Here is a 12,104-nt window from a genome sequence, read left to right on the forward strand (position 1 = left end):
TCGTAGGGCGATGCCGTATGAAAACTTGAGACCGCGGCGCCAATCCCCCGGATCTCAAGCCGCCTCTCGCCGCCGCGTTCATAGCGCGCCATGATGACGCCAGTGCTCGAAGCCAGCGACTTGGTGAGCTGGAAGGCGGCCGGCAGCGCGTTGTCGCCGAACAGCCGCTTGCCCTTGCCCAGCACCAGCGGGAAGATCAGCAAGGTGATCTCGTCGATCAGGCCGTTGGCGAGCAAAGTCTGGATCAGCTCGCTTGACCCCTGGATGAGCAGGTCCGGGCCAGCTTCCTGCTTGAGCTGGCGCAGCGTGGCCACGACATCATCGCCAAGCGACTGGCTGTTTTGCCAGGTGAGCGTCCCCGGCCTGTGCGTCGCCACATATTTGGTGGCGGCGTTGAAACCGTCGGCGATCAGGCCGTTCTTCTGATAGGGCCAGTAGGCGGCGAAGATGTCATAGGTCCTGCGGCCGAGAAGCAGCGCGAACGGTTTCGAAAATGTCTCGTCCATCGCGGCGCCCATCACTTCGTCCCAGTAATGGAACGTCCAGCCGCCGAATTCAAAACCGCCGACCGGGTCTTCCTCCGGTCCGCCAGGCGCCTGCATGACGCCGTCGAGGCTGACAAATGTCGCGGCGATGATCTTCCTCATCGGGTGTTCTCCTTTTTAATTGTCCGTGCCGTCAGATTTCGGTCAAAGGACGGGCGAGCAAGGGCTCATCCGACAAGGCCGGCGAAATTTCTGGCGCTTTAGCCCGTCCGGCCCCGATGACTTCCGCTTGCCAGTCGGCCGCGAATGTCTCTCGACGAGAACCAGACGTCGCCGATGACGGCGATGGCGGTGCGGTCCGGCGCCTTGTCGGCGGTCAGCCAGATCGAGCGGCTGCGCGCGGCCTTGTCGCGGTCGGGGATTTTCGCCATGGGGCCTGCGAGCGAGGCGCCGACGCAAGGAATGAACCATGACCGCATGAACGGGTCGCAGGCAAAGCCTCTTTCGGTGCGGGTCACCATGACCGCCAGGCCGACGCGCTCGGCCGGGCGCCAGGGAAAGATCATGCGGCCGCCGGGCTTCAGCGCCTTCAACCAGTCGGCCGGCGGCGCCACGACGCCGGCATTGACATAGATGATATCAGACCGCGGCAGGCTGCCGGTCACCGCGTCGCCATGGATGACGCTCACATTGCCATAGGGTTCGAGATTCTGTCTGGCGCGGTCGGCAAGATCGGCCTCCAGTTCGAAGGCGGTGACGGCGCCGGGCGAAACCAGCCGCGCCAGCAGCGCTGTGTAGTAGCCGGTGCCGGCGCCGATATGGGTGACGTCCTCGCCGGGCTTTGGCGCCACCTTGCCGATCCACATGGCGTGCAGGAACGGTTCGCCGTTGTTGATGCCCTTGGCGGCGTCGAGCGCCACCAGCACATTCTGGTAGATATGGACCGGATCGGCGCTCGGCGTTTCGAGCTTGGCGTTGCCGGCGATGACCGTCCATGGCCCGGGGCCGAGAAAGGCTTCGCGCGGCACTTCGGCGAAAACCGCTTCGAGGCGTGGATCGACCGAGCCGGCATGGGCGGCCAGCAGCCGCGCGTAGAATTTTCGAGCTTCGGCAATCTGCGTCATGGCCTGGCAACATAGCGCGGATTGCCGATTTGTCGCCGCCGCCCTGGCTGAGAGAAACTTTCAGCCGATGCCGGCGACGGTGTCGTAGAGCAGCTTGAAGTTGAGCACCAGGATGACGCCGGCGACCACCCAGGCAAGTGCGGCGACGGCGCGTGGAATGGCGAACGTGCCCATCTTTTTCTTGTCCGACACGAACTGCACCAGCGGGATCACCGCGAAGGGGAGCTGCATCGACAGGATCACCTGGCTGAAGACCAGGAGCTGGCCGGTCCCCTTCTCGCCATAGAGCGCGGTGACGATCACGACCGGTATGATGGCGATGCCACGCGTCAGCAGGCGGCGCGCCCATTGCGGGATGCGCAGGCGCAGAAAACCTTCCATCACGATCTGCCCGGCAAGCGTCGCCGTCACCGTCGAGTTCAGGCCGGAGGCAAGCAGCGCCACGGCAAACAGGATCGAGGCGATGCCGAGGCCAAGCAGCGGCGACAGAAGCTCGAAGGCCTGGCCGATCTCGGCGACATCCTGATGGCCGGTGCCATGGAAGGCCACGGCCGATACGATGAGGATGGAGGCGTTGACGAACAGCGCCAGGATCAGGGCAATGGTCGAGTCCGTCGTTGCCCATTTGATGGCGTCGCGCTTGCCCTTGTCGGTGCGCTCATAGGCGCGGGTCTGCACGATCGAGGAGTGCAGATAGAGATTATGCGGCATCACCGTGGCGCCGATGATGCCGATGGCGATGTAGAGCATTGCCGGGTTGGTGACGATTTCGGACGACGGCACGAACATCGAATGCAGTATCGAGCCGACCGGCGGAGAGGCGGCGAAGATCTGGATGGCGAAGCAGCCGAAGATGATGATCAAAAGCGCAACGATAAAGGCCTCGAGGTAGCGGAAGCCCCTGTTCATCAGCAGCAGAACGAGGAAAGCGTCGAGGGCGGTCAGGACGGCGCCGCCGATCAGCGGAATGCCGAACAGCAACTGCAAGGCGATTGCCGTGCCGATGACTTCGGCCAGGTCGCAGGCAATGATCGCCAGCTCGCAGGCGATCCACAGCATGAAATTGACCGGGCGCGGGTAATAGGCGCGGCAGGCCTGGGCGAGATCGCGGCCGGTGGCGATGCCGAGCCTGGCGGCGAGCGCCTGCAGCAGGATCGCCATCAGGTTCGACAGCATGATGATGAAGAGCAGCGTATAGCCGAACTGGGCGCCGCCGGCGAGGTCGGTCGCCCAGTTGCCCGGATCCATATAGCCGACCGAAACCATGTAGCCCGGCCCCATGAAGGCGAACAGGCGACGGAACCAGGTGCCAGTTTGCGGCACCGCGATCGAAGCGTTGACCTCGCGCAGGCTGGGCTGCTCGTCTTCTTCCGGCCGGGCAAACCGCCACATGGATCGGGGTGCTGATGTGGCTTCGGCGTCTAACATGGAGGCTTTCCGCTTGAATGGATGGCTTGCGGTTCTATCTATGTCGCGGCTCAACATTATGCAATATGCTATATTTCATCGATCATGCTTTTGTGATGTGCTCGATCGATGCCCGGATGGATAACCCCAAACGCCGGTTGCGCCTGCCTCGGAATGCAAATAAACGGCCAGGGCAAGGGAAGCCCGTGCTATGAATGTGCAATGCCGGCTCATCCGCCGACAGTCGAAGAGGAGCGCATATTGGCGCTGAAGAAAAAACCGGTCCCGCGCGAACCGCTGCCCGACGCCGAAATCCATTCGGAAGGCTTCCGGCAGACGCGCGAAGCACGCCGCAGCGCGCTGGTCGAGGACTATGTCGAGCTCATCGCCGACCTGATCGAGGACGGTAACGAGGCGCGGCAGGTCGATATCGCGGCGCGGCTCGGCGTTGCCCAGCCGACGGTTGCCAAGATGCTGACGCGGCTGTGCGCCGACGGGCTGGTTTCGAGGAAGCCCTACCGCGGCGTGTTCCTGACGGAAGCCGGCCGCAAGGTCGCGGAAGAGAGCCGCATTCGCCATCAGACGGTGGAAGCCTTCCTGCGCTCGCTCGGTGTCAGCGCCGAGACGGCGCGCATCGATGCCGAGGGCATCGAGCACCATGTCAGCGCCGAGACGCTTGAAGCCTTCCGCAAGGCGATGATCGCGGTACGCTGATACCGGCTCGCCATTCCACGCCGTTGATCCACCGGAACCGCTGCATCGCCGGTGCGTTTGATATCGTGCCGCGCGATTGTCGCGAGGCGAGGAGGATATCATGGGCGTTGAACAGGCACCGACCGCGAAGGGCAAGCAGGCCGCCAAGGGATTGAGGCAGGCCGCTGCGAAGGACGAGCGCAAGACGGAAGCGGAAACCGGCCGCCCGCTGAAGAAAGGTGCCGCGCGTTTCGAGGAGCGCTCGAAAAGCTCCGACGGCAAGAGCGCCGGGGCCAAGCAGAAGAGCTGAACGGGCCGCGTCCAGAACGATCAGCCGGGTCCCGAGTTGGCTTGCGTCTCGGACAGAGCGGCGTTGCTCGTCGCATGTTTCGCAACGTGAGAAATGCTGTGACTTGGGACCATCGTTGGGATAATTATTGTTTGACGGGATGGGCTTGATCACCGCCCGATAAGCCGGAAACGTGCGTCATAAGGATTTGCCATGCTCTGGAAGGGTCGTCGTCAGAGTGACAATGTCGAGGATCAACGCAGCCAGGGCGGCGGTGGCTTCGGCCGTCCCGGCCAGTTCCGTATCCCGATCGGCGGCAGTGCCGGCGGCGGCCGCATGTCGCTGTCGAGCCTCATCATCCTGGGCGTGATAGCCCTGATTGCCTGGGGTGTTTTCGGCATCAATCCCCTGCAGATTCTGAACGGCGGCGGCAGCTTGATGCCGGGCGGCGGCGGCCAGATCACCGACAACAGCGGCGAGCAGGGCGGCGGCACCGGTGCGCCGGCCTCCGACGAGATGAAGCAGTTCGTCTCAACAGTGCTCGCCGAGACCGAGGACACCTGGACCGGCATTTTCCAGGCCAATGGCCTGACCTATAAGGATCCGAAGCTGGTCCTGTTCAGCGGGCAGATCCGCTCGGCCTGCGGCTTCGCCTCTTCGGCGGCGGGTCCGTTCTACTGCCCCGGCGACCAAAAGGTCTATCTCGACACCACCTTCTTCCAGCAACTCGACCGGCAATTCGGCGCTTCGGGCGATTTCGCCCAGGCATATGTGGTCGCGCATGAGGTCGGCCATCATGTCCAGAACCTCACCGGCATCCTGCCCAAGTTCAACCAGATGCGCCAACAGATGGGCGAGGCCGAATCCAACCAGATGTCGGTGCGAGTCGAGCTACAGGCCGACTGCTTCGCCGGCGTCTGGGCGCATTTCACCGCCCAGAAAGGTCTTCTTGAACAGGGTGACATTCAGGAGGCGCTGAACGCCGCACAGCAGATCGGCGACGACACGATGCAAAAGAAGATGCAAGGCTACGTCGTGCCGGAGAGCTTCAACCATGGCACCTCGCAACAGCGCCAGACCTGGCTGGCGCGCGGTTACAAGAGCGGCAAGCTTTCGGATTGCGATACGTTCAACAATCCGATCTGAAGCGCCGGCTTTTCTCGCGGATCTAACGGCAGCGTTGCCGTCAGGGGATGTCAGGATGGAAATGCCCTTCCCGTTCCCTTATTGTTCCGGGCGACGCACTCACCTATAAGGTGCCTCTGCCTTCGCCCCGGGCGGCCCGAGGAGATATCATCATGATCGATCCCAAAACCGCCAGGCGGGGCCTTGCGCTCGTTTTCACCACCCTGCTGCTCGACATCATCGGCTTCGGCATGATCATGCCGGTGCTGCCGGCCTATCTCAGGGAACTGACCGGCGTCGGCGTTAGCGAAGCGGCGATCGAAGGTGGCTGGCTGTTGTTCGCCTATGCGGCGATGCAGTTCGTTTTCGCACCGGTGATGGGCGGGTTGAGCGATCGGTTCGGACGACGGCCGATCCTGCTCGCCTCCGTGCTGACTTTCTCCATCGACAATCTGATCTGCGCCATCGCCTGGTCCTACCCGATGCTGTTCATCGGGCGCGTGCTGGCCGGCATTTCCGGCGCCAGCTATTCCACGACATCCGCATTCATCGCCGACATCTCGACCGACGAGAACCGGGCGAAGAATTTCGGCCTGCTCGGCATCGCCTTCGGTGTCGGCTTCGTCATCGGACCGGTGCTGGGCGGGCTGCTCGGCACGTTCGGGCCGCGCGTGCCGTTCTATTTCGCCGCCGGACTTGCTTTCGTGAATTTCCTGATCGCGCTGTTTTTCCTGCCGGAAACTCTTGATGACAAGCACCGTCGCCGCTTCGAGTGGAAACGCGCGAATCCGGTCGGCACGCTCCTCCAGATGCGCAACTACGAAGGCATAGGCTGGATCGGTCTTGCCTTCTTCCTGATGACGCTTGGGCACATGATGTATCCGGCGGTCTGGTCGTTCGTCTCCAATTACCGCTATGGCTGGAGCGAACAGCAGATCGGCTTCTCGCTCGGCGTCTTCGGCCTGTGCGGAGCGATCGTCATGGCGACTGTCCTGCCGCGCGTGATCCCCAGGCTTGGCGAGTGGAAGACGGCGGTAATCGGTCTTGCATTTACCGCGCTCAGCGCGTTTGGCTACGCCTTCGCCTGGCAAGGCTGGATGATCTATGCGGTGATCGTCGCCGGATGCCTCGAAGCGTTGGCCGATCCGCCGCTCAGGAGCCTCGCCGCCGCCAAGGTGCCGCCTTCGGCGCAAGGCGAACTCCAGGGCGCGATGACGTCGATCTTCTCGATCACCTCGATCATCACGCCGTTGCTTTATACGGCGATCTTTTCCTGGTTCACGGGGCCGACCGCGCCGGTGACCTTCGGCGGCGCGCCCTATCTGCTCGGCGCGATTTTCCTGACGCTGGCGCTCGTCGTCTTCGTCACGAAAGTAGCCAAGCCGACGTCCAAGGAAGCCGAGCGCATGCATGCGCAGGAAGCGGCGACCGACAGGATTTGATCCTCGCCTGTTGAATCCGTTTTACGCAATTGCAGACGGTATACCGGTATCCACTTTGCGTAAGGCTTCTAAGCGCGTCGCGTTTGACCGGCCTCATGCGACGCGCTTTAAGTCCCTGTTTGATGCATGTCGTTGTCGCAAAACCGCTGCGCACTTTTGCGCGACATGCATTAGGCGCGCTCTGCCAACAATTCCTCACCGCGCCTCTCACGGATCAGATTGACGAAGCGGCGGAACAGATAGTGCGAATCCTGTGGGCCGGGCGAGGCTTCCGGGTGATGCTGGACCGAAAACACCGGACGGCCGGTCAGCGCGATGCCGCAGTTCGAGCCGTCGAATAGCGAGACGTGGGTCTCCTCGACGCCTTCGGGCAGCGAGTCGGCATCGACGGCAAAACCGTGGTTCATCGAGACGATCTCGACCTTGCCTGTCGTGTGGTCCTTGACCGGATGGTTGGCGCCGTGATGGCCCTGATGCATCTTCTGGGTGCTGCCGCCCAGCGCCAGCGCCAGCATCTGGTGGCCGAGGCAGATGCCGAACACCGGGATGTCGGTCTTCAACAGATCCTGGATAACCGGCACGGCATAGTCGCCAGTGGCTTCGGGATCGCCGGGGCCATTCGACAGAAAGATGCCGTCCGGCTGCATGGCCATGATCTCCTCGGCGCCGGTCTTGGCCGGCACCACGGTGACCTTGGCGCCGAGACCGGCAAGCAGGCGCAATATGTTGCGCTTGACGCCGTAGTCGATGGCGACGACATGCATCGAAGGCTCGGCCTGTTCGCCAAAGCCCTCGTTCCAGACCCAGGGCGTCTCGCGCCAGACCGAGGATTGGCCTGAGGTGACCTCCTTGGCGAGATCGAGCCCGATCAGGCCGGACCACGCGGCGGCGCGGCGCTTCAGTTCGTCGAGGTCGAAGACGCCGTCCGGCGCATGTGCGATGACGGCGTTGGGCATGCCCTTTTCACGGATCAGCGCGGTCAGCGCGCGGGTATCGATGCCCGACAGCGCCACGATGCCGCGCTTCTTCAGCCACTGGTCGAGACCGGCCGCGGCGCGATAGCTGGAGGGATTGGTGACGTCGGCCTTGAACACGGCGCCGACGGCGCCGGCGCGGGCGGCAGGGTTGAGGTCCTCGATGTCCTCGTCATTGGTGCCGATATTGCCGATATGCGGGAAGGTGAAGGTGACGATCTGGCCGGCATAGGAGGGGTCGGTGAGGATCTCCTGGTAGCCTGTCAGCGCGGTGTTGAAGCAGACCTCGGCGACGGCCGATCCGGTGACGCCAAGGCCGCGGCCCTCGATGACGGTGCCGTCGGCCAGGACCAGCAAGGCGGTCGGCTTTTCGGTGGCCCAAGCGGGGGTAGCAGCGGTCATCGTTGCCATGGCGGCGCTCCTGTCAGGCTGCGTCCTTCAACTGGCCCGTCGACCAATTCGCGCAGCAAACGACACGCAGCGGCGATTTCTCGAGCCTCCGCGCGTCAACTCATTGTCTCATGCAAGGCCCAGTACATATGGGAAGCAGCCAAAGCGGTCAATGTTGCTGCCGCCGAACGGCTTCAATTTATTTCGGCCAACAATATCAGTGATTTGCCGGATTAGCCTGAAATTTGCCTTGTGCTTTCGGCGGGGCTATGTTCCGCCGCGTTCGAAGGAGAAAGCATGATGCGCGCAAAAATCGCCGAATCCCTGAAGAGCGCGATGAAGGCGCAGGACAAGCACCGGCTGCCGACGTTGCGGCTGATCCAGGCCGCCATCCATGATCGCGACATCGCCAATCGCGGCGCTGGCAAGGAGCCGGCCAGCGACGAGGAGATCCTGCAAATCCTGGCCAAGATGGTGAAGCAGCGTGAGGAATCGGCCAAGGCTTTCGAAGACGGCAAGCGGCCGGAACTGGCCGCGCAGGAGCGCGGCGAGATGGAAATCATTCGCGGCTTCCTGCCGACGCAACTGGATGATGCCGCCATAACGGCCGCGGCCCGCGAGGCGATCACCGCCACGGGCGCGGCCAGCCAGAAGGACATGGGCAAGGTGATCGCGGCGCTGAAACAGAAATATGCCGGCCAGATGGACTTCGGCAAGGCCAGCGGCATCGTCAAAGGCTTGCTGCAGTAGGGCAGCAGAGCATGGCTCTGGTCGAGATCGTCAAACCGACACTCGAACACCTGCCGTCCTACAAGGCCGCGCTGGCGCGCGGCTGGTCGCCCGACAATGTGCGCCTTCTGGAAGCGACGCGCGAGCAGCTTGCGGCCATCGAGGCGGATCCGGTGGCCTTCCTGGCCAGCCTCGACGATCCGGAAGCGAAGGGGCCGCCGGTCACCTTGCCCGACGGCACGAAAGTGCCGCGGCTGCCGGGCTTCCGGCGCTGGATCTGGGACGGCGAAGCAGCCGGCTCCGTCGGCTTTCGCTGGCAGCACGGCACCGCCGCGCTGCCGCCGCATGTGCTTGGCCATATCGGCTATGCCGTGGTGCCGTGGAAGCGGCGGCGCGGCTATGCGACCGAGGCGCTGCGGCTGATGCTCGCCGAGGCGAGGGCGGTCGGTCTGCCCTTCGTGGAGATCACCGCCAAGCCGGGCAATCCGGCGTCGCACAAGGTGATAACAGCCAATGGCGGCAGGCTGGTCGGCCGCTTCTCTAGGGATGCCGCCTATGGCGGCGCGGAAAGCCTGCGGTTCCGGATTGAGCTGTAGGGCCGGCGGCCGCCTTCCGCGCGCAATGCGGGTCGGCCGACAGCTTGATGGATTGATTCCGGGCAGTGTCCCAGCCTGTTGTTAAGTCTTGATCTTCCCGGATTGAAGGTCAGCCGTGTTCATCCGCGCACAGCGCGTGGTCGGATAGCGCGCGGATGACGTAGCAGTCGCCGACCGTCTTGCCGCCGCAGCAAGAGGCGATGCGTTCGAGTTCGGCCTCGAGCCGCTTCAGCCGGGCGATCTTTTCCCGCACGGAAAGCAATTGTTCTTCAGCGATCCGGTCGGCGTGACCGCATGGCTGTTCGGGATGACCGCTGAGATCGATCAGCGCGCGGATGTCCTCGACGCCAAAGCCGAGGTCGCGGGCATGGCGGATGAAGGCCAGGCGCTCCAGCTCCTGCCTGGAGTAGCGGCGCTGGTTGCCTTCCGAACGCTCGGGCGCGGCAACCAGGCCCATCTGCTCGTAATAGCGGATGGTGGGCACCTTGACCCCGGTGCGGCGGGAAAGATCACCGATCGAGAACATCTTTTTCCTCTTGAAGCTCTAGTGACTAGAGGAATTACAGTGCCTGGCATCAAGGTTCAAGACCCACGCGGCGACACGCTGCGTGCGCGAGGCAGACAGGTATTGTGATGACGGCTCCCATCGAGCAGACGCGGTTCAAGATCGGTGGCATGGACTGCGCCTCCTGCGCGGCCAAGATCGATACGGCGGTACGCCGTCTCGACAGCGTCGTCGATGTTTCGGTCTCGGTGACGGGCGCCAGCATGACGATCAGCCACGGCGGCGCGCTGCCCGAAGCCAAGGTGCTGCAGCAGGTGGCGCGGCTGGGCTACGGCATCGTCAAGGTGGACGAACGCGCCGTGCAGGGCACGTCGGGCAGGGCGCTCGATCACGATGATCACGGTCACGGCGGCGAACCAGCCGCGGCGCCTTCCCATCTCCACAACAATGCCGGACCCGGGCAGGCATGGTGGCGCCGTGCGGCGCTGACGCTGGCCTGCGCGGCGGCACTCCTGGCGGCCTACGGCATTGGCCATCTGTTGCCGGCGGCCGAGCGCTGGCTCTTCCTGGCCGCGCTGCTGGTCGGCCTGGTGCCGATCGCGCGGCGCGCATTGATGGCGGCCTTGGCCGGCACACCGTTCTCGATCGAGACGCTGATGACGATCGCGGCTGCCGGTGCCGTGATGATCGGCGCCACTGAGGAAGCCGCTGCCGTGGTTGTGCTGTTCCTGATCGGCGAAATGCTGGAAGGCCTTGCCGCCGCCCGCGCGCGGGCGAGCATCCAGGGGCTTGCCGACCTGGTGCCGAAGGTGGCGCTGGTCGAGCGGGCGGGCGGCACGGTCGAGGTGCCCGCGGAAAGGCTTGTGGTCGGCGACGTGATCGTGGTGCGGCCGGGCGACCGCATCCCGGCCGACGGCGAGATCGTCGAGGGTGCGAGCGATATCGACGAGGCGCCGGTGACCGGCGAAAGCATGCCGAAGCGCAAGGCGATTTTCGAACCGGTCTTCGCCGGCACGATCAGCACCGACGGCGTGCTCAAGGTGCGGGTCACCGCTGCCGCGTCGGATAACACCATCGCCCGGGTGGTGCGGCTGGTGGAGGAGGCGCAGGAAGCCAAGGCGCCGACCGAGCGCTTCATCGACCGTTTCTCGCGCTATTATACTCCGGCAGTACTGGCGGCCGGGGCGCTGGTCGCGGTGCTGCCGCCGCTGCTGGCCGGAGGCGACTGGAACGAATGGATCTACAAGGGCCTGGCGATCCTGCTGATCGGCTGCCCTTGCGCGCTGGTCGTCTCGACGCCGGCAGCGATCGCTGCCGGCCTGGCGACGGGCGCGCGGCGCGGCCTGTTGATGAAAGGCGGCGCGGTGTTGGAGGGGTTTCGCGACATAACAGCCGTCGCCTTCGACAAGACGGGAACGTTGACCGGGGGCAAGCCTGTGGTTACCGACGTGCTGGCGTTTGGCCGCGACGAACGCGCCGTGCTGGCGCTGGCGGCGGCGCTCGAGCAGGGCTCCAGCCATCCGCTCGCCGTGGCGATCCTCGACAGAGCCAAGGCCGACAAGGCGCCGGTGCCGCCGGCGCTGGTTGCCAAGGCGATAGCGGGCAAGGGCGTCGAAGGCAGCGTTGGCGGTGTTGCCGCCTTCCTCGGTTCGGGCCAGGCGGCGACCGAACGCGCGACGCTGAGTGAAGCACAGCGTCTGGCGATCGACAGCCTTAACGGCGAAGGCAAGACCGTGTCGGTGCTCTTGGCCAATGGCGCCGTGGCCGGACTGATCGCCATGCGTGACGAGCCAAGGCCGGATGCGGCAGAAGGCATCGCCGCGCTGAAGGCGCTGCGCATCCGCGCGGTCATGCTGACCGGCGACAACCGCCGCACCGCCGGGGCGATCGCCGCTTCGCTGGGCATCGATGCGCGGGCGGAACTCCTGCCGCAGGACAAGCAGCGCATCGTCGGCGAGTTGCAGCGCCAGGGGCTGAAGGTGGCCAAGGTCGGCGACGGCATCAACGACGCGCCGGCGCTCGCCGCCGCCGATATCGGCATCGCCATGGGCGGCGGCACGGATGTGGCGCTGGAGACGGCCGACGCGGCGATCCTGCATGGCCGTGTCATGGACGTCGCGCGCATGGTGCGGCTGTCGCGGGCAGTGATGGCCAATATCCGCCAGAACATCGCAGTGGCGCTCGGGCTGAAGGCGATTTTCCTGGTCACCACGATTGCCGGCATCACCGGTCTGTGGCCGGCGATCCTCGCCGATACCGGCGCCACCGTGCTGGTCACCGCCAACGCCATGCGCCTGCTGCGCTGGCGCGGGTGACGCGGCCTGTTGTCGCCATGTGCTGGCGAT

Annotated in this window: 12 protein-coding genes; 7 read left to right on the top strand and 5 right to left on the bottom strand. The window is 64.6% G+C overall.

Features of this window, described 5'->3' with window-relative positions:
- From AC0L2H_RS23285 to AC0L2H_RS23295, 3 genes are all read right to left on the bottom strand, one after another.
- Window positions 1-647: dihydrofolate reductase family protein (locus tag AC0L2H_RS23285; protein WP_473592398.1), on the bottom strand; the 647-nt coding region annotated here is incomplete at its 3' end.
- A 98-nt stretch (window positions 648-745) separates the two neighbouring features.
- Entirely contained in the window at window positions 746-1,609 is an 864-nt protein-coding gene (locus AC0L2H_RS23290; protein ID WP_473592399.1) for a protein-L-isoaspartate O-methyltransferase family protein, read from the bottom strand.
- 60 nt (window positions 1,610-1,669) lie between these two features.
- The gene (locus AC0L2H_RS23295; RefSeq protein WP_473592400.1) at window positions 1,670-3,037 is read right to left on the bottom strand and encodes an Nramp family divalent metal transporter; all 1,368 of its coding nucleotides are present in this window, start codon (window positions 3,035-3,037) and stop codon (window positions 1,670-1,672) included.
- A 240-nt stretch (window positions 3,038-3,277) separates the two neighbouring features.
- Between AC0L2H_RS23295 and mntR the strand changes: the two genes are divergently transcribed.
- The 4 genes from mntR to AC0L2H_RS23315 all read left to right on the top strand — a co-directional run bounded on the left by mntR (window position 3,278) and on the right by AC0L2H_RS23315 (window position 6,565).
- Complete coding sequence (gene mntR / locus AC0L2H_RS23300) at window positions 3,278-3,730, top strand: manganese-binding transcriptional regulator MntR (RefSeq protein WP_167434524.1); 453 nt, start codon at window positions 3,278-3,280, stop codon at window positions 3,728-3,730.
- 100 nt (window positions 3,731-3,830) lie between these two features.
- Window positions 3,831-4,019: a hypothetical protein gene (locus AC0L2H_RS23305; protein WP_097572777.1), complete on the top strand. Its 189-nt coding sequence runs from the start codon at window positions 3,831-3,833 to the stop codon at window positions 4,017-4,019.
- A gap of 192 nt (window positions 4,020-4,211) precedes the next feature.
- Window positions 4,212-5,144 (top strand): KPN_02809 family neutral zinc metallopeptidase, encoded by a 933-nt coding sequence (gene ypfJ / locus AC0L2H_RS23310; RefSeq protein WP_473592401.1) that lies wholly within the window; start codon window positions 4,212-4,214, stop codon window positions 5,142-5,144.
- A gap of 152 nt (window positions 5,145-5,296) precedes the next feature.
- Window positions 5,297-6,565: a TCR/Tet family MFS transporter gene (locus tag AC0L2H_RS23315; protein ID WP_473592403.1), complete on the top strand. Its 1,269-nt coding sequence runs from the start codon at window positions 5,297-5,299 to the stop codon at window positions 6,563-6,565.
- 170 nt (window positions 6,566-6,735) lie between these two features.
- On the opposite strand, the gene carA is transcribed toward AC0L2H_RS23315, so the two are convergent.
- Entirely contained in the window at window positions 6,736-7,941 is a 1,206-nt protein-coding gene (gene carA / locus AC0L2H_RS23320) for a glutamine-hydrolyzing carbamoyl-phosphate synthase small subunit (protein ID WP_473592655.1), read from the bottom strand.
- 288 nt (window positions 7,942-8,229) lie between these two features.
- Between carA and AC0L2H_RS23325 the strand changes: the two genes are divergently transcribed.
- Entirely contained in the window at window positions 8,230-8,679 is a 450-nt protein-coding gene (locus tag AC0L2H_RS23325; RefSeq protein ID WP_107652488.1) for a GatB/YqeY domain-containing protein, read from the top strand.
- 17 nt (window positions 8,680-8,696) lie between these two features.
- Complete coding sequence (locus AC0L2H_RS23330; RefSeq protein ID WP_473592656.1) at window positions 8,697-9,254, top strand: GNAT family N-acetyltransferase; 558 nt, start codon at window positions 8,697-8,699, stop codon at window positions 9,252-9,254.
- Between the two features lie 109 nt (window positions 9,255-9,363).
- Here AC0L2H_RS23330 and AC0L2H_RS23335 read toward each other — a convergent pair whose 3' ends face one another.
- The gene (locus AC0L2H_RS23335) at window positions 9,364-9,780 is read right to left on the bottom strand and encodes a MerR family transcriptional regulator (RefSeq protein ID WP_473592404.1); all 417 of its coding nucleotides are present in this window, start codon (window positions 9,778-9,780) and stop codon (window positions 9,364-9,366) included.
- Window positions 9,781-9,887: 107 nt separating this feature from the next.
- Between AC0L2H_RS23335 and AC0L2H_RS23340 the strand changes: the two genes are divergently transcribed.
- A complete protein-coding gene (locus tag AC0L2H_RS23340) occupies window positions 9,888-12,074 on the top strand; it encodes a heavy metal translocating P-type ATPase (protein ID WP_473592405.1) in 2,187 nt (728 codons plus the stop codon).
- The last annotated feature ends 30 nt before the right edge of the window (window positions 12,075-12,104 follow it).

This window comes from Mesorhizobium sp. WSM4871, from assembly GCF_055811295.1.